We start from the raw sequence: 20,589 nt of genomic DNA, 5'->3' as shown, positions 1-20,589 counted from the left end.
ATCAAGTGTCAGTTGTTCTAAATAACAATCAGCCATATACATCAAAAGATGCGGGTTTCTGGCGAGCGGCGGTTAGTCTTGGATGTGGAGCATTATTAGTCTTTTCGGCACTTTATGCTTTTCAACCGTTGCTTCCAATATTTGTGAGTGAATTTCATTTAACGGCAACAACGTCAAGCTTACTTATGTCCATGCCCGTCATCACGATGATACCAGGACTTCTTATACTTGGCTTTGTTTCAGACCGCTATGGGCGAACAGTAGTGATGAAAATATCGCTCCTTTTTGTCCTTAGTTCATTACTAATAATGCCGTTTATGAATTCATTCCTTCTTCTGCTTATTATTCGGTGTATTGAGGGATTCTTTCTTGCAGGTATACCGGCATCGGCGATGGCTTATCTTGCAGATGAAGTAGCTCCAAGTAACGTAGGACTTGCTACGAGCATTTTTATTGCGAGCAATGCAATGGGGGGACTTAGTGGACGAGTCGCAACAGGATATTTGACTGACTTATATAGTTGGCAAGTAAGTTTTATCATCCTTGCAGGGTTTGCTATTATAGCGATCATTTGCTTTTATTGGCTCCTGCCGCCCTCTCGCTTTTTTAAGGGGGGGAATAGCAGTGTTATAAAGGATATGAAAGGAATGTTTGTACATTTAAGAGATCGTCGGCTCTTATCGCTATTTACGCTTGGCTTTCTCATTCAAGTGATCTTTACGGGCGTGTGGACATATTTGCCTTTCTTCCTTAAACAAGATCCATTTTCTCTTTCGTTAAAATGGATCTCCCTTGCTTATTTTGCGTATATTCTCGGAGTAGTTTCACCACCAATTGCAGGACGAATTTCATCTCGTATTGGCTTACGGCGCACGATGGTAACGGGCCTCTTATTATTAACGTTAGGAGTTGCCATTACACTATATCAAGAACTGATTGTGGTAATGATTGGGCTTTGCGTTATTTGTGCAGGGTTTTTTATTTCTCATTCGATGGCATCAGCTTCTGTTGCAAAGACGGCAGAGCATCATAAGAGTGGGGCATCTAGTTTTTATTTGATTAGTTACTATGCCGGAGTAGCAGCAGGTAGTTCGGGCGTTGGTATCCTATGGGACGGTTTGGGATGGATAGGGGTAGTGAGCTTACTTATTTTAATTGTGCCGCTTTTATTATTATTTTCACAAAAACAGGTTTCAAAAAGATATCATTATGAAGACTTACGAGGAGAGAAAGCACGATGAACATTAGAAGGGCTAGAAAAGGTGATGAGGAATGGCTTACTTATTTGCTTTCAGAAATGGGGTATGAGACCTCTGTCTGCGAAGTGACGGAGCGTCTAAAACCAATTTTGTCAGATCCTTTGTACGTCACGCTTGTAAGTGAAAAACAGGAGTCTTTGATTGGACTGCTTGGAATGCATTATGAACGATCTTATGTTGCTAATATTCTTGTTGCAAGAATTATTACAATGGTAACGGCAAAAGATTACCGGCAGCAGGGAGTTGGGAAGACTCTGCTTTTGGAAGCAGAAAATCTAGCTCGTGAAAAGGGTGCCTCAACCATCGTCTTAAATAGTGGGAATCGGGATGAAAGGAAGTCTGCACACCTTTTTTATGAAGCGTGTGGGTTTACAGGGAAATCCACGGGGTTTTATAAACCGATAGATTGATAATAGGAAAAGCCTGCCACCTTTAAAAGGTGGCAGGCGCTTAAGGTTTACTTTCTAGTAAATCCTTCTTCATCAAGATATTGGATCGCTTCGTTACGAGAAGGGAATGTACCATCAAGGATATCTCCAGCATAAACATTCCATAGTTCGAGCTCAGGCTCATACATTAATTCCAGAGTTTGATCTTCATCGTTTACCCAAACTTGGATCTCAATATCTGAACCAGGAAGAACAGAAAGTGATTGAATGGATTCGCCTATGATTTTACGAAGCTCGTTGCTTGAGAAATCACGGATATTAACCATTCCTCTTTCATCTAATGGATACCCTTCAATAAGGTCACCAAATACATAGCCGTTGCCATTAGGGTGAAGATGATAAACAACATTTTTCTTATCAATAACCGCTTCTTCATAGTGAAAATTCACACGTCCAAGAGAAACGTCTTTTCGTGTCAGTTCAGGAAAAGATGATTCAATAATTTCTAATTTTTCTTCAAAAGTTAGCATAATGCCTCCATGTGCTTCAATAGTCTTTCTATATTCATTTTGAACAGGAAACTTCCAATTCAAACATACTGCACCTTATCTTATCATGGCTTATGACAAAATTGTATGCTTTGAATGAAGTTCATGAAGAAAATTAGCGATATCTGCTTTGTTTTTTAAATGTATTATGGATTTATCGGGGGAAGTTTGTTCTAATTGTTCGAATCTACTTCTCATTTTCTCTTTACGAGGATAATAGGTCGTCCAAATGAAAGTTAAAAAAGACCAATCCACTTTCTCTTTACACCCATTGCCCATATCAGGACGAGTTTGACCGATATGAGTGACCCATCGTTTTAGCACCCTGTAAATGCAAAGCAATCTCGGAACATCTAAGTAAATAATCGTATCAGCTCGTGCAACCCGAATATCGTAAGAATTGCTATAATTCCCTTCCATGATCCATTTTTCAGTCATAGCAATCTTTTCCTGGGTATCACGGAATTCGTCAAGACTAGTTTCCACCCAATTGGGCTTCCAGAAAAGGGTATCAAGATGAAAAACTTTCAGATCTAGAATTTCACCAAGCCGACGGGCGAAGGTGGATTTACCCGCCCCGCCGGAAGATCCCATTACCATAATTCGGTTCATATCCTCGCTCCTTCCATTATTATACACTACTAAAGTTTACCAAAAATTAACGTAAGCAAACAGGCCTAAAAAATGATGAAGAGCAGAAGAGGACATTTGTTTATCGAATGGATCGAAAACCCAAAAAAATGTGAAGAAGGAAAAAAGTTGAGCAGCTTCCAAACCATTATTTCTTTAGCAAAACAGCTTGTTAAAGAAAATCTTCCTTGTGGCGCAGGTATTACAGACAAGTCGCTTCATGAAGCGAACGTCCGTATTAACCTATGTCAGATTGCTATGTTATGATCAAATGACAAGATTAGTAATGTGGGAGGTTTTGTTATGAAACGACGATCGAAAAAACTTATAACCTTCCTTTTTATAATAGGAGTCGGTATCTTTTGTATCTATATAAGTGATGATCTTGAAAGACAATTCATAAAGAAGGATGTGCCCTTACCAACTGATCTTCACCCAAAGGTTAATGAAGCAAAAAAGGCGTTGATGAATCGAGCTGCTGAAGCTGGAATAGAAATTGTGATAACTGCTGGGCATCGAACGAAAGAAGAACAGGATGCTCTTTATGAAAAGGGACGTTCTACTGGGGGCCAGGTGGTGACGAACGTAGCGGGCGGCGGTTCCTATCATAACTACGGACTAGCAATTGATTTTGCATTAAAGTTAGATGATGGTGACGTCGTTTGGGATATGGAGCGAGACGATAATGGCAACGGGAAGTCAGATTGGATGGAGGTTGTTGCTATGGCGAAAGACCTTGGTTTTGAATGGGGAGGCGATTGGAGTAGCTTCAAAGATTACCCTCATCTTCAAATGGATTTTGGTTTCACAATGCGAGAGTTAAAGAATGGTCATAGGCCAGATGAGAGTGAATATGCGACAAACTAGCTTGGAGTGATGTGGTTATGAGAACAAGACAGGCTGTGGGGGCTATCGTAACGTATAAGCACCGTTTTTTGATCGTTCATAAAACAAAGCTGAATACCAAAGCGGGACAAGAGTCTCAGGGTGAAACGTGGGATTTCGTTAAAGGTGGAGTAGAAGACGAGGATAGAGACGTTGAAGCTTCGATTAGAAGAGAATTGCTAGAGGAAACGGGATCAATAAAATACAAGCTGATGAAAAAGTTTGATGAATCGATCACATTTGAATTTCCAGCTGAGGTTCAAAATAAAATTGGCTATCACAACCAGGTTACCACCATGTTTCACTATGAGTACGAGGGGGGATGAACAGGATCTTAGTCCGCTTGATAAGGAAATTGATCAGTTACGTTTTGTTGGTGAAAAAGAGTTATTGCTCATGCTTAAGCACCCTGAAACACAGGAGTTCATTAAACAGGCTAACTTCGAACGAAAAAAATAATAGTAAGGATTTTTTAAAAAAGAGGTTTAGGTATTTGGAGAAGGGGTAAATTCAAACTAACATAATTTTCCCCCTTTTGTACCGTCCGTTAAATCGGGCGGTACTTTTTTTTGCTAAGAGTGCTTGAAAGAGAGTGAGTGTAAATCTCTCTCAAATGGAGATGTAAATGATGAGACATAAAACTCTTAGCGGTTGAAACCTTCTAAATTCTTGAAAATTCCAGCTGTTATCGATAGGATAAGAACAGCAACCAAACAACAGGGAAGTAGACGAACTTAACCTTTTGCCGTTCGCTATTGGATAGGAGAATATCATGTGGAACCGTAATTTTACTCAGTATTTGTATGTATTTTATTTATTTGTTTTTCTATTGGATGTGATTTACCTTTTCTGGTCTAATTCTTCCCTTTATACCGTAATTGGCTTGTTTGCAATTGTAATGATTGTCATTAATTTTAAGGAAGCCGATCGTGTATTTAAAATACTTGGCATCATCCTTCTATCCGCGGGGGCAGTTTTCTACTTATCTAGCAATGAGTCTATCACAAAAATCCCCTCCTTTTTTGCGGGGAATATAGGATTGCTTTTTCTTATATCGATGCTTCCATGGATGAATACCGTTGTTAAAGCGGGGAGATATAATAAGCTACTACAAACGTTACTTGGTGGCAATGTGAAAGGGATGGGAGAATTATATGTGCGTGGAGAAGCGACTATGGTTTCTCTCGCTGCATTTTTAAATCTATCGTCCGCTACCATTTCTCAAGACCTATTAAAAAAACAGTTGAAGAATGCTAACACAAACGTTAGAAATAGCTTTATAGCAAGGTCTACTTTGAGAGGATACTCACTTGCTCTGTTATGGAGTCCGTTAGAAATATTGTTAGCTACTTCGATTTTCATTACGAATGCCAATTATTTAGAAGTATTACCATGGATGTTACTTATTGCTTTTCTTGGTTTTGCGATCGATTCGAGTATTGGAAAAATCATCTTTCGAAACGAAGTCGTTGAAGAAACTGGGGCTTCTACGAATTTGAGAAGAGGGAGTCGGAAGAAGTTAATTCAATTTATTCTGGCGCTTGTACTGTTCTTAGTCGTTGTTGTATTTTTAACCAATGTTGTTCAGTTTAACTTTTTGTTTGCTGTAACGATCGCTCTGTTCCCGTTTGCTTACATTTGGGCGGTACTCCTGAAACGAAAAAGAAGCTTCCTTAAAATTGGCTGGCCAACTTGGAAAAGACAAACCAATCATTTACATAATTTTATTGTCTTACTACTAACACTCTCTTTTTTTACAGAAACGTTAAATGGTTCTCCGTACTTACGGTATTTACAGGACCCTCTTGTGGCATTAGAAGGGCATCAAGTTTTTATCATGCTTTTCATTCAGGCAACTTTTCTTATCATGACACTATTAGGTGTCCATCCCATTGCAACAATGGGAATCTTTGGTGGGGTAAGTGAACTATTATTAAACACTTTTCCTTCTGTGACGTTAACGCTCCTGCTTGCAAGTAGCGCGATTGCTACCGTTCCTTCGGCTCCTTATGGGCTTATTGTTACACTCACTTCAGTTGGATTAAAAATGAATCCATATAAAATCGTCTTAAAAAACATCCCATATAGTTTGATGTGTGGCTTTATTGGCGTTTTGATCGCTTATCTCACTTTATTTCTTTACTAGAATCATTGTGAAGAATAGGAGGTGCAAGGTGAAGTTTCAAAAGCAGTTTGTGCAATCGGTTCGTCTTTATTTTAAGGAAGAAGGAGAAGCATGGCTACAGGAGTTACCTGGAATCATCCATTATTGTGAACGGAAATGGTCAATGAAAATGGAAAAACCTTACCGTCTCTCTATTAATTATGTTGCCCCTGCTAAGCTTAGGAACGGAAAAGAAATAGTGGTGAAAATTTGTATACCAGGAGCTGACTTTCTTAATGAGCTAGAATCACTACGTTTATTTAAACATCAGGGGATAGTGAATGTCCTTGACTATGAAATAGAAAAGGGAATTATCATTTTAGAGAAATTGTCACCTGGATATACGTTAGCTGAAATAGAGGATGACGAAACAGCCTGTTATTTAGCAGCGCAAGTTGTTAGAAGGCTATCCTTTCCTGCTCCAAGAAACACTCGAATTCAAACGACGAGAGCAAGGGAAGAAGAGCTTCGAGATACGGTCAATCGTAATGAGAAAGGATACGGTCCGCTTTCCCAACATTTGCTCGTAAATGCACTAAGCATTTTTGCTAAGCTGAATAAAACAATCGCTCAGTATAAGTTGCTTCATGGAGACTTTCATCATTATAATGTACTGGCTTCAGAACAGGGAGATTGGGTTGCGATTGATCCAAAGGGATTAATCGGTGAAGTAGAGTATGATTTGATCCAATTTCTTTTAAATCGTCTTCCTGATAAAGGGGTTTATGAAGTAACGAAAAAGCGGATAGAAATTTTAACAAATGAACTGAACCTGAATCTAGAGCGATTGTTTTTGTGGGGATATTGTCATGCCGTACTAGCGACAGTGTGGACAGTCGAAGGCATGAGTTATAATAGCTGTTTTTATAGGATGATTTCTATTTTTGAGAGACTATATTTTGAATATTACGGAATTGGAATAGGGTGTTATGTAGATTAAGTAGTGATACACAATGTTGCTTCTATTTAAAAAGGCTCAGAGCGATACGCTCTGAGCCTTTTCGATCGATGAAAATGTAAATGATTATTTTTTAGGTTTAAAAGGCCACCAAATTCCTTTACCGAATGAGACAACAACAGCAGGAATTAGAAGTGGTAGAACGATTAGACCGTAAAGAAGTAAGCCAGTAATGACAATGGTCGCAATTTGCATTAAGCTAAGAACGCCTGAAGGCATCATGGCCCCGAATGTACCGGCTAGGATAATAGCGGCCGTGATGACTACCGTACCCATTTTTGCCATAGAGCGATGCATTGCTTCCCTAATCCCAATGGAAGCTTCTTCGTTAAAACGGTCGAGTAGGAAGATGGAGTAGTCGACACCTAGTGCAATTAACATTACAAATCCAAAGAATGGAACTGCCCATGTGATGCCATCATAGCCTAGTAGGTTAATAAAGATTAACTCCGATATCGCCATTGACGTAAAGTATGTGAGTAACAGCGAACCAATCATAACAAGTGGCATGATCATGGAGCGGAAAAGGATTGTTAGAATAATAAACAAACCGACAAGCATGATAATGACTGTTCTAGTAAAATCACTTGTTGAAATGTCAGATAGGTCACTGTTAATACTTGCTACGCCGTTATAAGCGACAGTTGCATCTTCAAGCGGCGTACCGTCAATCGTTCGTGATACTGTTTCTTTAATTTCTCTTACAGTATCAATAGCTTCCGTAGAATAAGGATCTTTCTTTAAAATAACTTCAAGTGTTACCGCCTTTTGTTCATCGAAGGCATAGCGATCGATGGCAGGCTCAAATTCTTCGTCTTCAAGGGTTCCATCTGGAATAAATACACCTGTATCCCGAAGAGCTTTCGAATTACCCATATCGGTCACGATGTCTGCAGCATCTTGTAAGCCGTTTTTTATTTCATCAAGACCATCAATGGATGAACCCACACCTTTAGATAGTTCAGTAATGCCACCGCTTAGCTCAGACGCCTGACCAGCCTGACCTTGTAGATCCGAAGAGGCGCCAGCGAGGCCCTGTTGGATTTGTCCGAGCTGTTGTTGCACCTGCCCAAGCTGTTCGGAAGCAGCAGCAACATTTTGCGATTGTTGAAGCCCTGCGGAAATAGAGCCAAGTTGATCGTTAATTTGCCCCAGTCCATTTACGGCTTCTTCAAGTCCACCAGCATTACTGCTAGAAGGAATTTGGTTACTAATACTATCCAATCCATTTTGAACTTCGGTTAGGCCGTTTTGAACATCATCGATGCCATTCGTTGCTTCGTTGAGCCCATCCCCAACTTGTGCAAGTTGTGAATCAACATAAAGATCATCAATCACATCTCCTGCTGGTCTTGTAATGGACCTAACGGAATCAACGTTATCATTTTTCTCAATTTCTTTACTAATTGTTTCGATATAAGGAAGATAATCTTCTGTAACAATATCTTGATCCTGCTGAATGATCACTTTAACCGGAAGTGAATCACCTTGGCCGAACCCTTCCTCAATTGCATCTAGTCCTTTAACAGATTCATAGTCACTACCAATCTCGTTTACTGTATTAAACGACAGTTGATCGTCGTAAGTGAAAAGTAGTGGAACCATAATAACAGCGACAACGAGCATAGACCAAATGGGCTTGTTAATAGAGAAACGACCGAACGAAGTCCACAGTTTACTATCTTTGTGGGACGCTGATTTCTTTGAAGGCCAGAACAACTTATCTTTTAATAAGGCCATAAAGAATGGCACAAGCGTAAAGAGGACGAGCATAAGAATCGCGATTCCTACAGCAACCCCAACAGCTGATTTAAATATCGGGAAGTCTGCAAAGCCAATCGCTGCGAAACCGATGAATACAGCTAATCCACTAATTAATAAGGTACGGCCTGCTGTTTTGTACGTATTCACAATCGCATCTTCTACAGAATGCCCTTCAGTTAATTCTTCTTTATACCTGCTTAAGAGGAGGATACAATAGTCTGTTCCAATCCCGAACAGGACGGCAACGAGAAAAATCTGAGTATAGTTGGATACAGGAAAGCCGATCCAATCAATTAAAAAGGCTACGATTGATTGACTTAAGAGATACGTAACCCCTACTGCAAGTAAAGGAATGAAAGGGGTTGTAATCGAACGAAAAACGGCCAATAGTAGAACGAAAATCAACACAACAGTAATGATTTCAGTACGTTCAAGTCCTTTTTGAGCACTTTCATTCACATCGTGATTAATAATGGATTCACCTGTAAGGTAAGCGGTCGTATTGTCTGGAATTAGATCCTGACGAATATGATTGGCGAGTTCATTCACTTCATCGTCTGTTCCATCGACTGTAATGGGAAGAAGAATGGTTTGTTCGTCATCTGAAACAAGTTGATCAGACATCTCTTCACTTTCAAATGGATCAAGTACTTCTTTTATGAGTGAACCTTCTTCAGCAATTTCTTTTGCAATTGAAGAAACTTTTTCTTTAGAGTCCTCATTTACTGGTTCATCGAAGGTAAAGACAAGTGAAATGGTTTCATCGCCCGCACCAGCTTCCTCAAGAATGTCTGCGGCTATTTTTGAATCTGCATTTTCAGGTAATTGAAAGGTTCCAGCATCTTCAGCTTGTTTCGTAAGGTTAGGGGATAAAACAAATAGTACGGCTGTTAGAGCAATAAGTGCAATGGCAATTGGCCATTTGAATTTTAAAATTTGTCTCATTTTGCATCTCCTTCTGCTTTTAAAATTGAACTTAACTTGCGGAAAATACGAAGGAATTCGTCGATTTCCTCTTCATGAAAATCGTTTAAAACAATATTCTCGACATGTTCATAGATCACTTTATCAAATAAGTCGACTACGTCATTTCCTTTTTCAGTAAGCGTAATCGATTTCCCTCTTAGGTCCTCTTCGGAATCAACTGTGACCACAAGTCCTTTCATCTCAAGTTTTTTATAACGGTTTGAAATAGCGCTTTTGTGAACGCCTTGTAAAGAAGCGAGCTTCCCAGGTGAAATACGACCTGATTTAGAAATAATTTGAAGCATCTGAAGCTGCTCTGAAGAATATTCTTCAAATAGTTGATGCTCAAAAGAACGAATAATTCGTTCTGTTCCATACATGATTACTTCTTCGAAAAGCTCAACGGCTTCACATAACTTCTTATTCATTTACCATTCCTCCACTAGTTTACCCTCTAAACATTATTAGTTTACCCTCTAAACTATGATTTTTGCAACTATTTAATACGCATGAAGTGTGAAGGTCAGTGAAAGGGAGTATTTCAAAATAACGTTTTAAGTTAACGATAAGGTGGAGCGGAAGAATAGGTCTCATTTTAAATAACTTTCAATAAGAGCAGTAGGGTATGTTGAAATTCTGTTTCTGTTCACTGATTTTCTTTTTCAATACACGAGAAATCTACCAAATGATAAAATAAAATGTAAATTTGCAGAATTTTGGCACAATATGTATTGCATAATACGATCGGTGGTATTATGATTAAAGAAACCATCGCTTGTTCGCTAAAACGAAAGGGAGGAATGAGAATGAAGAGTACTGGTGTTGTTAGAAAAATTGATGAACTAGGCCGAATTGTCATTCCAAAAGAACTCCGACGAACTTTAGATATTAACGTGAAAGATCCAATTGAAATCTTCACAAGTGAAAACAGGGTGGTCTTACAAAAGTATCAGGCAGATATGGCATGTATGGTTACTGGAGAGATATTAGACGAAAATCAAACATTTGGAAATGGAAACATTGTTCTTAGTCCAGAAGGAATGGCGCTTCTGAGAGAAGAATTGGAAATGAAGTTAGGAAAGAAAAATGAGGAAATACTTAAAGCGAAATAAGTGTTATCTGTAACACCCTTCCAAAGGAGAAGGGTGTTTTTTGTTAACAGTAAGTTAATGAAAGTTGTTGGATATCCAATAGAATAGCTGAAAATTTTGGGGGGTTATCATATAAGCTAATATACCTTCTAACAATTGAGATTCTTTATAAAGATCATATAGGATAGCGCGGGAACTTTTCTACTAATGTAAGTTAAAATGATAAAAATATAAGCGTGGCTAATAACGTAATTTCAATAATAGCTCTCTTAAATGAGGATCTTCCATCATTGAAGACCCAAATTTTCTTGTAATTTCAGTTAATGCAATATCATGATAGAAGAACTCTGTGAAAAAGGTAACTAGTGGTCGTGATTTGGTGTGAATCGCCTGCCAGCTTGTATCTTCAATTCCGGCAAATAGAACGTCCTCATTATCTACAATAACAATACGACTCCGCTCTAACTTTTGGTGAGCGCTGTCGGGAATTAAAGTTGTTACATTTTTAAGATTAGAATCTATCTCTCCAATTGAATGTAATTCAACGATAACGCCTTCAGCTTCTTTTTCCGCAAGCAAGAAGAGGTGTTGCTCGATATCATCGGCCCAGCCCGAAAAGATAATAGAGCTCGATGATTGTTGAAGTAACTCTGAGACAAGGGAATGAATCGACTTATCTTCTTTAAGTGTCCAAACGCGATCATCTGCTTGCTTCTTACGAGTTTGAATTGATTTTAATTGTGTAATATTTTCGTTGAAATCACTTTTAAGCTTGGTGATCGCTGAATCAATTGGAAGAGCGGTATAAAGTCTTTTTTTCTCAGTGGTTGATTCTAGCACCATCCCTTTCTCAATCATACGACGGATAACGTCATAAACCTTGGAACGAGGGACACCAGAACGTTTTACAATAGCCGTGGCATCCAGTGCTTCATCTATTGTAATCAGCGCTTCATAGACTTGACTTTCATATTGAGTAAATCCAAACTCTTGCAGCATTTATCGATTCTCCTTGCTTCATCTAATCTTTTCTATAATGATAGCACATCAACTGACCAGTCAAAAGCGTCCTTCATTTACCTATTGCCTTCCATCCTAAAAAGAGTTACTCTTTTAGTGGTAACTTAATAAGAGGGGTGCAAGAGGTAATGAATAAACGTGTTTACTTACTTACGATTGTTTCATTTGTAGTAGGAATGGTGGAATTAATTATAGGAGGAATTCTTGATCTTGTAGCAGAAGATCTTCAAATAAGTTTAGGGAAGACAGGTTTATTAATTAGTGTTTTCTCTATCGTATTTGCATTAATGGGTCCTGTTCTACTTTCTGTAACTGCAAAGATAGAACGGAAAAAATTGATGCTATTCTCACTCGTTATTTTTTTAATAGGGAATCTAATCGCAGTCATTAGTACAACGTTTAGTCTGTTAATGACTGCGAGAATCATCTCGGCGGCAAGTGGTTCTCTTCTTGTTGTGCTATGTGTCACTATTGCTTCAAATATAGTAAAACAGGAATATCGCGCAAGAGCTATAGGGGTTGTATTTATGGGGATTAGCGCTTCTCTAGTTTTGGGAGTGCCAATTGGATTAATGCTTGGAAATGCTTTTGGATGGAAAGCGCCTTTTGTTTTAATCCTAGTTCTCACACTGTTATCAATGGTGGGAGTTACCTTGTTTATGGAGAAGATTCAGCCTAAACCCGCGATTCCACTTCGAAAACAGCTACAAACCCTGAAAGATAGCCGTGTATTTTCAGCACAGTTAACATCCTTAATGTTTTTAACAGGTCACCTAACTCTTTATGGATATCTAACGCCGTTTCTCAAAACAACGCTTGGATTATCAGGAAGTTGGGTAAGTATTGTTTATCTGATCTTTGGAGTGGCTGCAGTTGCCGGGGGCGGACTAGGTGGAATGGCTTCAGATCGATTTGGAACAAGACCAACAATACTTATATCGATTATGGTTTTTGCTGTTGCAATGTTTATTATTCCCTTTTCAACTTTCTCCTTTCCGGTCTTTCTTATCATAATGGTAATTTGGAGTATGCTGAGCTGGGGGATCACACCTGCACAACAAAGCTATTTAATTGAACTTGCGCCAGAATCATCTGATATTCAACAAAGCCTGAATAATTCTGCTCTTCACCTCGGAATTGCACTGGGCTCCTCGGTTGGAGCTTTTGTCATTGAAAACAGTTCAGTTGAAATGAATGCCACTGTTGGAAGTGCCTTTATTTTACTTTCACTTGCTGCCGCGGTATTTTCTATGAAGAGAGATAGCAGGAAAGCGTCAACGCAATTGAACAATCAAGCAGGTTAGTTGAGATTAAGAATTGATTTTGAAATAATATGGATAGACAATCCAAAAGGAGAGTTTACTCATGAATGTATTGGTTATTGGAGCAAACGGCCAGGTAGGTCAGAAAGTTGTTAATCTACTTGATAATAACAAAGACCATTCCTTAAAGGCGATGGTCCGAAAGAAAGAACAGGCGGATGAATTAGCAAACCGCGGAATTGAATCAGTAGTAGCGAGTCTTGAAGACTCAGTCGATACCATTTCTGAGGCTATGAAAGGGAGCGACGCCGTTATTTTTGCTGCTGGTTCTGGTGGAAGTACTGGATCAGATAAAACATTATTAGTAGATCTAGATGGAGCAGTAAAAACGATCGAAGCAGCTGAAAAACTTGGCATTAAGCGTTATGTGATGTTGAGTGCACTTCAAGCACACAACAGAGAAAATTGGAGTGAGGCATTATTGCCATACTACGCTGCAAAACATTACGCTGATAAAGCGTTAGAAGCAAGTTCATTGGACTATACTATTGTGCGCCCAGGTGGTCTTTTAAACGAAGAAGGAACTGGCAAGGTGTCAATCGCTGAGAATCTAGGACGTGGATCGATTCCACGTGATGATGTAGCTGAGGTTATCGTGTCTACACTAATGAAGCAAAATACGATTCGCCGATCTTTCGATTTGATTTCTGGGGATAGCTTGATTACTCAGTCAATAGGATCTCTATAATAATAAGGTAACCGATTCTTTATGCGAAAGAATCGGTTTCCTTACTTTTTCTTATTTAAAGAATACAAAATGCTGTTGAGTTTACGGTAAGAGATCTTTACAATATGTATTGAGTACATAAATCTTTTCATCTAAAAGGAGTCTAACTATGGAAAAAGTATTGATTTTCGGACATAAAAATCCTGATACGGATACGATCACTTCTGCTCTCGTTTATGCCGATTTAAAAAGGAAGCTTGGCATGAATGTAGAGGCAGTCCGCCTTGGTGCAGTCAATGGAGAAACACAATACGCATTAGATCAATTTAATGTGGAAGCTCCACGAATGGTTCAAACCGTTTCGAATGAAACAAATGAGGTTATTCTTGTGGACCACAACGAACGTCAACAGAGTGCTGAGGATATTGAAAATGTTCGGATTCTAGAAGTGATTGATCATCATCGCATTGCGAACTTCGAAACAGCTGATCCTGTTTATTACAGAGCAGAGCCGGTTGGTTGTACAGCAACGATTCTAAATAAGTTATACAAAGAGAAGAATGTTCAGGTTGATAAAAACATAGCTGGTCTTATGCTTTCTGCGATCATTTCTGACTCTCTTCTTTTCAAATCACCAACATGTACGGAGGAAGATATAGCTGCGGCTAGCGAACTTGCTGAAATAGCAGGGGTAAATGCCGAAACATATGGTCTTGAAATGCTTAAGGCTGGGGCGGATATGAGCAGTAAAACGCCTGCTGAACTGATCTCTCTTGATGCGAAAGAATTTGGTATGGGAGATTCTAAAGTGGAAGTAGCTCAAGTTAACGTTGTTGATACTCTCGATGTTCTTGCTCGTCAGGATGTGGTTGAAGAGGAAATGAGGAAAACGATCGAAGCTAAGGGTCTTGATCTTTTCTTACTTGTTGTAACGGACATTCTTACAAATAACTCAACGGCTTTAGCACTAGGTAAACAAGCAAATAAAGTCGAGAAGGCTTTTGATGTCACATTAATTGAAAACCTTGCTATACTTGAAGGCGTTGTTTCTCGTAAGAAACAAATCGTTCCTGTTCTAACAGAAGCGTTTACAGCTTAATGATCGTTCCAAACGTGGACAGATCCTAAGGGATCTGTCCACGTTTTATTCATTTATTGTGAAAAACATCATAAAAGTCATACTAAATATACACATCAGAATTTATGAAGCTGCTTTCTAATAGGTTCATAATCAAAAAGTTTTCCTTCGTAAATTAGTAACAGCCTTTCGCATTTGCGAAAATCATCTGGAGTGACAAGTGCTGGAAGCTTGTCCCAAAGTTGAATGCCGGAACGATGAAGAACTTCAGCAACAAATTGAGAACAAAAATAAGAATTACTAAACTCAATAGGTTCATTTATTGAAACCCCCAGAACGCCGAGAATATTGTACAAAAATCGCTGTTTGTTTCGAATGAATATCTTTAGCAAGCGCTTCATTTTGTGCACATCACGTTCTGTTACGTTGAGTTCATAGATCACACATGTCGTCTTGGGGTATCGACGGTATGTTCCCGTTAGAACATCCTCTTTCACAAATCCACCATTTAGAGGATTGCCAGGTTTTTTTCTTCCAAAGCTATACATATCATTTAATTCTTCATCGAAGGCAAGTGATGCATGATTGTAAGGAGCTTTAGTATATTTTTTAATCGATTTTGTAAAGAGCGTACCGGTATCAGAAAGTAAAATATATATTTTTTGACTCATCATGGCATCCTTATACATTTGACGTTTACTCTCATTATACATAAATAGATTGATAAGGAGGTACCTCTTCTGGAAAGCACAATATGGATATTGGCAACTATTTTAATAGGTCTTTTATTTGCACAGGCTGTTTTTCTTGTTGCGAAGAATAAGCAGCCAAACAAGGACTTTACGGGACTATCGTTAAAAGTAAAAACGTGGTGGGGCATGTTTGTTGTTTTTTGTCTTGCCACACTATTTAACCCAATTGTTTCCTTGTTTTCTTTAATGATATTAAGCTTTTTCGCATTAAAAGAATATTTCTCAATGATGAAAACTCGGAAAGCTGATAGAAGGATTTTTCTATGGTCCTATGTCGCTATCCCACTCCAATTCTATTGGGTCCTAATCGATTGGTATGGAATGTTCATTGTGTTTATACCAGTTTATGTTTTCTTATTGCTACCGCTTCCACGTATTATAGGAAAAGGGACGCTAGGTTTTCTAAGATCAGTTAGTTCGACTCAATGGGGGTTAATGCTAATGGTTTTTGGTCTAAGCCACCTTGCCTATTTCCAAATAGCTAGCCCAATTTATGGAGCCAAATTAGTGTTATTTCTTGTATTGCTAACTCAGGTAAATGATGCAGTTCATTACATTATTTCTCTTTATGTAGGCAGGCGTAAAGTCGTTCCATCCTCCAATCCTTATCTTACCTTAGAAGGATTTTTATGCGCAATTATCGTCACAACAGCACTAGCCTATACGTTATTTCCTTATTTAACGCCTTTTGGTACGTTGTTTGGAGTTTTATCAGGAGTGCTAATCAGCGTCGCTGGCTTTCTTGGTAGTCTAACAATTTCCGTGCTGAAAAGGGACCTCTTACTTGGTGACGATCGAAGAATGAAAGCTTTGGAGGGAAATTACTTAAATAGAGTGGATAGTCTTGCATACACATCACCTGTTTACTTTCATGTAATTCGGTACTTTTTTGATTTTATGTAAGTAAAAGAGCATGTTTCATACAGCGAGGAATAATATTTTAGCTTGTCGTTATTGAGAAGGCGACAAAATAAAGCACGACAGCAGAAAATACCGCGGTCGTGCTTTACATTTATTCCCCTAGCAAAGATAAGCCACCATCGACAATAATCGTTTGCCCACGAATCATACGTGCTGCTGGAGTTGTTAAGAAATAAGCGGCATCTGCCATATCTGTAGGCTCTACAAGGCGTCCTGCTGGATTTCTTTCCTTAGCAGATTCTAATAATTCCTCTCTGTTTGGAAAATGTTTAAGAGCGTCCGTATCCACAGCGCCACCAGAAACAGCGTTCACGACAATTCCTTTTGGTGATAATTCAACAGCGAGATAGCGAGTAATCGCTTCTACGGATGCTTTAGATACGCCAACAGCAACATAATTTGGAAGCGCCCTGATTGAACCAAGACTCGATAGGGCTACAATCGCTCCTCCACCATTTTTCTCCATGATTTTAGCGGCTTCTTGTGCAGCAAATAGATATGCTTTAGCATTGATGTTCTGTGTCCAATCCCAATGACTTTCTTCTATTTCCATTAGAGGTCTCATAACACCTGAAGCGGCATTGTTAACAAATACATCAAGTCGACCAAATATTTCTTCTGTTTCATGAAATAAAGAAGTGATTTGCTTCACTTCACCAACATTTGCTTTAACGATATGTACTGTAATGCCATATTCGCTTTCTAATTCTTGTTTTGTTTGTTCCGCATCTTTCTTCTTTCTCATAAAGTTGAGAACAAGGTTGTAGCCTTCGGAAGCAAATTTTCGTGCTATTGCTTTACCGATACCTCTTGTTCCGCCTGTGATTAGCGCTACTTTATTACTCATCATAAGTCACCTCTTCAATATTTACTCCAACCTATCATACAGGAACAAGAAGCATGTGAAAAGTTTCGTGAAATCAAACTGAGGAGAATTGGTAGGAAAAGCTTTTAAGGTAGAGGGTGTATTCATTGGGAAAGAATACAATTATGATATACTTTCATCTAGAAACAAATTATGCTAAATAGTTGAGTAGAGCATGGAGATGAAAGTGAAAGTATTAAAATCAGTTTTGGTCAAAACTGCCAGTAAACTGTTTATTTAGGGAGCTGATTTGAAGAAAACTTTTTTAGGGAAATACTGGATGTAATGAGTCTCCTTGGTTTAGGGATCCAATACTTGAGAGAAGTGTTGGAGACAGAAATTATGTATAATTGCAGCTTTTGTTTTAGGGGAGGCATTATAAACTAAAAGCGCTTTCGTGGATTGGTAAGATGATTTTTTATGAAAAACACATCCAAAGTAGACTGAGTAACGTTAGCTATACATAAGCTTCCTGCCTCTTCAGGCTAGCGTCAGTTGCGATGAAAAGGAGAATGATATGAGAGAACTTAACGATGCCGAGCTGTATGTTAAGGTGCAGGCAAAGGATAAAGAAGCTCTCTCATCTCTTTACGATCGATATGAAAAGTTGTTATATTCTTTCTCATATCGAATTGTAAAAGATGGAGGACTTGCAGAAGAAGTTATGCAAGAAGTGTTCATAAAGCTATGGAAAGGGAAGGCCGAGTATAGTGCTGACAAAGGGAAATTCTCTTCTTGGCTCCTTACAATGACGCGGCATACGGCAATTGATTTGCTCCGCAAGCAATCAAAAGAGCCAGATTTTGAACTGGATGAACGAGACTCTCTTCATAGCGATGAATCTTCAGTGGAGGATCAGGTTGAATGGAAAGAGCGAGGACAGATACTTCGTACAGCTGTATCAAAACTTAAAGATGAGCAACAGAAAATAATTGAAATGTTCTATTTTAAAGGAATGACGCACAAAAAGATCTCTGAAGAGTTCGACCTCCCTCTGGGTACTGTGAAAGGCCGAATTCGGCTAGCGCTCAAACATTTAAATACCAGTCTCAGAGAGAAAGGAGGGGTCTCAGATGAAAGCAAATTGTGAGCAACTACTTGACTATTTTAATGAAACCTTATCAGAAGAAGAGAAAGAACAGTTCGAAACTCACCTTTTATCTTGTGAAGAGTGCAGAGAGGAGTTAAAGGAGCTGGAAGAATTGACAGGTGACCTTCCTTATCTCTCTATACCAGAAGAACCACCCGCTGGCATGAAAGATCGTGTTTTGACAAGTGTGTTTGAGAGCGATGCTGAAGAAGTAGGTAACAATGAAGTCGAAAATCCGGAAGAGAAACAAAGTAATACAGTAATAGATCTGCAAACAGAAAGAAAATCAAGACAGAGGAAGTGGGTAGCGCCCGCATTAGCAGCAGCACTTTTTCTCTCCCTTGGTGGAAATTTGTATACGTATATAAACGAATCTGATGGCGAGATAGATAATTCAGAACAAATTTCATCTCTCATCAAAGCTGTACAACTACAGCCAACTGAAGCAGAAGCTTCAGCAGGATCTGCAGCGCTTATGAACGAAGATGGTAAAATGAATTTAGTGGTACAAGTGAACGATGTATCAGGAGTTGAAGGTGATCAAGTGTATCAAGTTTGGTTACTTGAAGGTGAAAAACCATACCGTGCAGGCTCTTTTGTTCCGAATCAGGAAGGAAAAGGTGAGGTAGCTTATCAGGTGGATTATGAAGGTGAGCACGACTGGGATGCTGTCGCGATTACTCTTGAACCGGACAATACAAGTGAAACGCCTAAAGGGAAAATTATATTAAGTTCAGGTTTATAGAACACAAAAAGCAGAGACGTAAAATAATATGTACCCTATAGAGTAGACACTTAAAAAAAGTCTGCCCTATAGGGTACTTTTATGTATAATGAGGACAAATTCTACGATGGGAAATGATTATTAATGAGTAAGAAAGTATTCTCAGAGGAAGATGTCAAAACACTTGCCTCTAATAAATTTGTGAAATCAGTTAGTGAAAAAGGAATCACATACAGTGATGAATTTAAGCGAATATTCATTACGGAGTATGAAAAAGGAAAACTACCGAGTCAGATTTTTAAAGAAAATGGATTTGATGTCGATACTCTCGGACACGAAAGAGTACATTCTGCCGCGAGAAGGTGGAGACAGGGTTATAAAAACAAAGGGATTAATGGACTTACTGACACTCGTAAAGAAAGCTCCGGAAGATCCAAAGATAAGGAACTGTCTTTAGAGGAAAAATACAAACGTTTAGAAGCTCAAAATAACCTATTAAAAGCAGAGAATGATCTCCTAAAAAAGCTCGAAATGATGGAAAAGGGGATGGGAAAAAAGAGATAAAATTAGCTGCTTCTCTCAAGTTTGAATTAATCCGCCATATCATCCATGAGTATCAACTTAAAAATATGGTCCGATACTTATGTTCCGTAGTGGGTGTCTCACGATCTGGTTATTATCGTTATTTCACTGAAGGTGCTCGAAAGCGTCGAACAGAAAACGAGGCGCGAGACCAAGTTTTAAAAGACTGGATCCTAAAAGCCTATGCCTTTAAAAAGCGAAAAAAAGGGGCACGTCAAATCAAGATGACGCTAGCTAACCAGTATCAAATAACCTATAACTTAAAACGCATACGCAGAATCATGAAAAAATACGGAATCGTATGTCCGATCAGAAGAGCGAATCCCTATCGTCGTATGGCGAAAGCAACGAAAGAGCACAGCGTTGTACCAAACAAACTTGAGCGAAACTTCAAACAAGGCATCCCAGGGAAAGTACTTCTAACTGACATTACCTATTTGTTTTATGGAAATAAGAAGAAAGCGTATCTATCTACCATAAAGGACGGCTCTACGAATGAGATCCTAGCTTATCATGTGTCTGACCGAATTACGCTCGATCTAGCGACAGATACGTTAGTAAAACTTAAAAACAACCGTAAAGCAAAACTAGATGCGAATGCCTTTATTCATTCTGATCAAGGCTTTCACTATACTCACCCTACCTACCAAAAACAGCTAAAGAAATACGGTTTAGATCAGTCTATGTCTAGAAGAGGAAACTGTTGGGATAATGCCCCACAGGAATCTTTCTTTGGTCACTTTAAAGACGAAGCCTCAATAAAACCTTGTCAAACACTAATCGAATTAAAACGTGAAGTTAAGAGTTATATGATGTATTACAACCTGGATAGATGTCAGTGGAACTTAAAAAAGATGACCCCTGTTCAATACAGGAATCATCTTCTTAATGTTGCCTAGTCTTTTTTAAACTGT

The 20,589-nt window shown here is 38.8% G+C and carries 23 protein-coding genes; 16 read left to right on the top strand and 7 right to left on the bottom strand.

Translation table 11 applies throughout. The features are described 5' to 3' along the window. Positions 1 to 5 precede the first annotated feature (5 nt). Both AC0VYO_RS13755 and AC0VYO_RS13750 read left to right on the top strand, forming a co-directional pair. Positions 6 to 1,241, top strand: a complete 1,236-nt coding sequence (locus AC0VYO_RS13755) for an MFS transporter (protein WP_430246022.1) — start codon at positions 6 to 8, stop codon at positions 1,239 to 1,241. Further along, positions 1,238 to 1,669 carry a GNAT family N-acetyltransferase gene (locus tag AC0VYO_RS13750; protein WP_430246024.1) on the top strand — a complete coding sequence of 144 codons (432 nt, stop codon included), beginning with the start codon at positions 1,238 to 1,240 and terminating at the stop codon, positions 1,667 to 1,669. Before AC0VYO_RS13755 ends, AC0VYO_RS13750 begins: the two co-directional genes overlap by 4 nt. Positions 1,670 to 1,716: 47 nt before the next feature. On the opposite strand, the gene AC0VYO_RS13745 is transcribed toward AC0VYO_RS13750, so the two are convergent. Then, on the bottom strand, positions 1,717 to 2,178 hold the full coding sequence (locus AC0VYO_RS13745; RefSeq protein ID WP_226615440.1) for a hypothetical protein: 462 nt from the start codon (positions 2,176 to 2,178) through the stop codon (positions 1,717 to 1,719). Between the two features lie 90 nt (positions 2,179 to 2,268). After that, positions 2,269 to 2,808, bottom strand: a complete 540-nt coding sequence (locus tag AC0VYO_RS13740) for a P-loop NTPase family protein (protein ID WP_475365429.1) — start codon at positions 2,806 to 2,808, stop codon at positions 2,269 to 2,271. A gap of 75 nt (positions 2,809 to 2,883) precedes the next feature. Between AC0VYO_RS13740 and AC0VYO_RS13735 the strand changes: the two genes are divergently transcribed. The 6 genes from AC0VYO_RS13735 to AC0VYO_RS13710 all read left to right on the top strand — a co-directional run bounded on the left by AC0VYO_RS13735 (position 2,884) and on the right by AC0VYO_RS13710 (position 6,815). Beyond that, positions 2,884 to 3,093 carry a hypothetical protein gene (locus tag AC0VYO_RS13735; protein WP_475367704.1) on the top strand — a complete coding sequence of 70 codons (210 nt, stop codon included), beginning with the start codon at positions 2,884 to 2,886 and terminating at the stop codon, positions 3,091 to 3,093. 36 nt (positions 3,094 to 3,129) lie between these two features. Continuing rightward, the gene (locus AC0VYO_RS13730) at positions 3,130 to 3,693 is read left to right on the top strand and encodes a M15 family metallopeptidase (RefSeq protein WP_475365427.1); all 564 of its coding nucleotides are present in this window, start codon (positions 3,130 to 3,132) and stop codon (positions 3,691 to 3,693) included. 17 nt (positions 3,694 to 3,710) lie between these two features. Beyond that, positions 3,711 to 4,037, top strand: coding sequence for an NUDIX hydrolase (locus tag AC0VYO_RS13725; protein ID WP_475367703.1), 327 nt, complete (start codon positions 3,711 to 3,713; stop codon positions 4,035 to 4,037). Then, on the top strand, positions 4,018 to 4,170 hold the full coding sequence (locus AC0VYO_RS13720) for a hypothetical protein (RefSeq protein WP_475367702.1): 153 nt from the start codon (positions 4,018 to 4,020) through the stop codon (positions 4,168 to 4,170). The genes AC0VYO_RS13725 and AC0VYO_RS13720 overlap by 20 nt, the downstream gene beginning before the upstream one ends. Before the next feature lie 313 nt (positions 4,171 to 4,483). Continuing rightward, positions 4,484 to 5,857, top strand: coding sequence for a hypothetical protein (locus tag AC0VYO_RS13715; protein WP_475365425.1), 1,374 nt, complete (start codon positions 4,484 to 4,486; stop codon positions 5,855 to 5,857). Between the two features lie 28 nt (positions 5,858 to 5,885). Beyond that, a complete protein-coding gene (locus AC0VYO_RS13710; RefSeq protein ID WP_475367701.1) occupies positions 5,886 to 6,815 on the top strand; it encodes an aminoglycoside phosphotransferase family protein in 930 nt (309 codons plus the stop codon). A gap of 84 nt (positions 6,816 to 6,899) precedes the next feature. On the opposite strand, the gene AC0VYO_RS13705 is transcribed toward AC0VYO_RS13710, so the two are convergent. Together AC0VYO_RS13705 and AC0VYO_RS13700 are read right to left on the bottom strand one after the other, a co-directional pair. Beyond that, a complete protein-coding gene (locus AC0VYO_RS13705; RefSeq protein ID WP_475367700.1) occupies positions 6,900 to 9,542 on the bottom strand; it encodes an MMPL family transporter in 2,643 nt (880 codons plus the stop codon). Further along, positions 9,539 to 9,991, bottom strand: coding sequence for a MarR family winged helix-turn-helix transcriptional regulator (locus tag AC0VYO_RS13700; RefSeq protein ID WP_430246046.1), 453 nt, complete (start codon positions 9,989 to 9,991; stop codon positions 9,539 to 9,541). Before AC0VYO_RS13700 ends, AC0VYO_RS13705 begins: the two co-directional genes overlap by 4 nt. A gap of 378 nt (positions 9,992 to 10,369) precedes the next feature. Between AC0VYO_RS13700 and AC0VYO_RS13695 the strand changes: the two genes are divergently transcribed. After that, a complete protein-coding gene (locus AC0VYO_RS13695) occupies positions 10,370 to 10,675 on the top strand; it encodes an AbrB/MazE/SpoVT family DNA-binding domain-containing protein (RefSeq protein WP_194222036.1) in 306 nt (101 codons plus the stop codon). A gap of 219 nt (positions 10,676 to 10,894) precedes the next feature. On the opposite strand, the gene AC0VYO_RS13690 is transcribed toward AC0VYO_RS13695, so the two are convergent. Beyond that, the gene (locus AC0VYO_RS13690; protein WP_475367699.1) at positions 10,895 to 11,653 is read right to left on the bottom strand and encodes a TrmB family transcriptional regulator; all 759 of its coding nucleotides are present in this window, start codon (positions 11,651 to 11,653) and stop codon (positions 10,895 to 10,897) included. 149 nt (positions 11,654 to 11,802) lie between these two features. Between AC0VYO_RS13690 and AC0VYO_RS13685 the strand changes: the two genes are divergently transcribed. The 3 genes from AC0VYO_RS13685 to AC0VYO_RS13675 all read left to right on the top strand — a co-directional run bounded on the left by AC0VYO_RS13685 (position 11,803) and on the right by AC0VYO_RS13675 (position 14,762). Beyond that, the gene (locus AC0VYO_RS13685) at positions 11,803 to 12,978 is read left to right on the top strand and encodes an MFS transporter (protein ID WP_430246050.1); all 1,176 of its coding nucleotides are present in this window, start codon (positions 11,803 to 11,805) and stop codon (positions 12,976 to 12,978) included. Between the two features lie 61 nt (positions 12,979 to 13,039). Next, complete coding sequence (locus AC0VYO_RS13680) at positions 13,040 to 13,684, top strand: SDR family oxidoreductase (RefSeq protein WP_475365423.1); 645 nt, start codon at positions 13,040 to 13,042, stop codon at positions 13,682 to 13,684. Between the two features lie 148 nt (positions 13,685 to 13,832). Beyond that, positions 13,833 to 14,762, top strand: coding sequence for a manganese-dependent inorganic pyrophosphatase (locus tag AC0VYO_RS13675; RefSeq protein ID WP_430246054.1), 930 nt, complete (start codon positions 13,833 to 13,835; stop codon positions 14,760 to 14,762). Between the two features lie 95 nt (positions 14,763 to 14,857). Here AC0VYO_RS13675 and AC0VYO_RS13670 read toward each other — a convergent pair whose 3' ends face one another. Further along, positions 14,858 to 15,412 carry a hypothetical protein gene (locus AC0VYO_RS13670; RefSeq protein WP_430246056.1) on the bottom strand — a complete coding sequence of 185 codons (555 nt, stop codon included), beginning with the start codon at positions 15,410 to 15,412 and terminating at the stop codon, positions 14,858 to 14,860. 99 nt (positions 15,413 to 15,511) lie between these two features. Between AC0VYO_RS13670 and AC0VYO_RS13665 the strand changes: the two genes are divergently transcribed. Then, positions 15,512 to 16,396, top strand: coding sequence for a phosphatidate cytidylyltransferase (locus AC0VYO_RS13665; protein WP_475367495.1), 885 nt, complete (start codon positions 15,512 to 15,514; stop codon positions 16,394 to 16,396). Between the two features lie 109 nt (positions 16,397 to 16,505). Here AC0VYO_RS13665 and fabL read toward each other — a convergent pair whose 3' ends face one another. Beyond that, on the bottom strand, positions 16,506 to 17,264 hold the full coding sequence (fabL, locus tag AC0VYO_RS13660) for an enoyl-[acyl-carrier-protein] reductase FabL (protein ID WP_430246058.1): 759 nt from the start codon (positions 17,262 to 17,264) through the stop codon (positions 16,506 to 16,508). 532 nt (positions 17,265 to 17,796) lie between these two features. On the opposite strand from fabL, the gene AC0VYO_RS13655 reads away from it, so the two are divergent. The 3 genes from AC0VYO_RS13655 (at position 17,797) to AC0VYO_RS13645 (ending at position 20,574) form a co-directional block, all read left to right on the top strand. Beyond that, positions 17,797 to 18,369, top strand: a complete 573-nt coding sequence (locus AC0VYO_RS13655; protein ID WP_194222029.1) for an RNA polymerase sigma factor — start codon at positions 17,797 to 17,799, stop codon at positions 18,367 to 18,369. Then, positions 18,353 to 19,114, top strand: coding sequence for an anti-sigma factor (locus AC0VYO_RS13650; protein ID WP_475365422.1), 762 nt, complete (start codon positions 18,353 to 18,355; stop codon positions 19,112 to 19,114). The genes AC0VYO_RS13655 and AC0VYO_RS13650 overlap by 17 nt, the downstream gene beginning before the upstream one ends. Positions 19,115 to 19,237: 123 nt before the next feature. Continuing rightward, a protein-coding gene (locus AC0VYO_RS13645; RefSeq protein ID WP_430241928.1) for an IS3 family transposase occupies positions 19,238 to 20,574 on the top strand; the annotation gives its coding sequence in 2 pieces (ribosomal slippage) (positions 19,238 to 19,622 and positions 19,622 to 20,574; 1,338 coding nt in all). Positions 20,575 to 20,589: the final 15 nt, after the last annotated feature.

It is taken from the genome of Anaerobacillus sp. 63XJN7_4_ISO-PGPR-S23-413 (assembly GCF_056173725.1).
Note: the sequence above shows the minus strand (reverse complement) of the source record. Positions and strands in the feature narration are given on the sequence as shown.

What these genes read in the sequence shown, in the direction of transcription:
- AC0VYO_RS13750 (WP_430246024.1), top strand. Translation starts at nt 1,238, where the DNA reads ATGAACATTAGAAGGGCTAGAAAAGGTGATGAGGAATGGCTTACTTAT.
- AC0VYO_RS13745 (WP_226615440.1), bottom strand. Translation starts at nt 2,178, where the DNA reads ATGCTAACTTTTGAAGAAAAATTAGAAATTATTGAATCATCTTTTCCT.
- AC0VYO_RS13740 (WP_475365429.1), bottom strand. Translation starts at nt 2,808, where the DNA reads ATGAACCGAATTATGGTAATGGGATCTTCCGGCGGGGCGGGTAAATCC.
- AC0VYO_RS13735 (WP_475367704.1), top strand. Translation starts at nt 2,884, where the DNA reads ATGAAGAGCAGAAGAGGACATTTGTTTATCGAATGGATCGAAAACCCA.
- AC0VYO_RS13730 (WP_475365427.1), top strand. Translation starts at nt 3,130, where the DNA reads ATGAAACGACGATCGAAAAAACTTATAACCTTCCTTTTTATAATAGGA.
- AC0VYO_RS13725 (WP_475367703.1), top strand. Translation starts at nt 3,711, where the DNA reads ATGAGAACAAGACAGGCTGTGGGGGCTATCGTAACGTATAAGCACCGT.
- AC0VYO_RS13720 (WP_475367702.1), top strand. Translation starts at nt 4,018, where the DNA reads ATGAGTACGAGGGGGGATGAACAGGATCTTAGTCCGCTTGATAAGGAA.
- AC0VYO_RS13715 (WP_475365425.1), top strand. Translation starts at nt 4,484, where the DNA reads ATGTGGAACCGTAATTTTACTCAGTATTTGTATGTATTTTATTTATTT.
- AC0VYO_RS13705 (WP_475367700.1), bottom strand. Translation starts at nt 9,542, where the DNA reads ATGAGACAAATTTTAAAATTCAAATGGCCAATTGCCATTGCACTTATT.
- AC0VYO_RS13700 (WP_430246046.1), bottom strand. Translation starts at nt 9,991, where the DNA reads ATGAATAAGAAGTTATGTGAAGCCGTTGAGCTTTTCGAAGAAGTAATC.
- AC0VYO_RS13695 (WP_194222036.1), top strand. Translation starts at nt 10,370, where the DNA reads ATGAAGAGTACTGGTGTTGTTAGAAAAATTGATGAACTAGGCCGAATT.
- AC0VYO_RS13690 (WP_475367699.1), bottom strand. Translation starts at nt 11,653, where the DNA reads ATGCTGCAAGAGTTTGGATTTACTCAATATGAAAGTCAAGTCTATGAA.
- AC0VYO_RS13685 (WP_430246050.1), top strand. Translation starts at nt 11,803, where the DNA reads ATGAATAAACGTGTTTACTTACTTACGATTGTTTCATTTGTAGTAGGA.
- AC0VYO_RS13680 (WP_475365423.1), top strand. Translation starts at nt 13,040, where the DNA reads ATGAATGTATTGGTTATTGGAGCAAACGGCCAGGTAGGTCAGAAAGTT.
- AC0VYO_RS13675 (WP_430246054.1), top strand. Translation starts at nt 13,833, where the DNA reads ATGGAAAAAGTATTGATTTTCGGACATAAAAATCCTGATACGGATACG.
- AC0VYO_RS13670 (WP_430246056.1), bottom strand. Translation starts at nt 15,412, where the DNA reads ATGAGTCAAAAAATATATATTTTACTTTCTGATACCGGTACGCTCTTT.
- fabL (WP_430246058.1), bottom strand. Translation starts at nt 17,264, where the DNA reads ATGATGAGTAATAAAGTAGCGCTAATCACAGGCGGAACAAGAGGTATC.
- AC0VYO_RS13655 (WP_194222029.1), top strand. Translation starts at nt 17,797, where the DNA reads ATGAGAGAACTTAACGATGCCGAGCTGTATGTTAAGGTGCAGGCAAAG.
- AC0VYO_RS13650 (WP_475365422.1), top strand. Translation starts at nt 18,353, where the DNA reads ATGAAAGCAAATTGTGAGCAACTACTTGACTATTTTAATGAAACCTTA.